Raw genomic sequence first — 205 nt, 5'->3', positions numbered from 1 at the left:
GAGAATGCCGGTATGAGTAGCGAAAGACGGGTGAGAATCCCGTCCACCGAATGCCTAAGGTTTCCTGAGGAAGGCTCGTCCGCTCAGGGTTAGGCAGGACCTAAGCCGAGGCCGACAGGCGTAGGCGATGGACAACAGGTTGATATTCCTGTACCACCTCTTTATCGTTTGAGCAATGGAGGGACGCAGAAGGATAGAAGAAGCG

At 54.6% G+C, this 205-nt stretch carries 1 rRNA gene; it reads left to right on the top strand.

The annotated features are described in order from the left end of the window. Positions 1-205 (top strand): 23S ribosomal RNA (locus tag MR113_RS28295); the annotation flags it as partial.

The organism is Bacillus cereus group sp. BfR-BA-01379 (assembly GCF_022663605.1).
In the GTDB taxonomy this organism is placed as follows: domain Bacteria; phylum Bacillota; class Bacilli; order Bacillales; family Bacillaceae_G; genus Bacillus_A; species Bacillus_A mobilis.
Note: the sequence above shows the minus strand (reverse complement) of the source record. Positions and strands in the feature narration are given on the sequence as shown.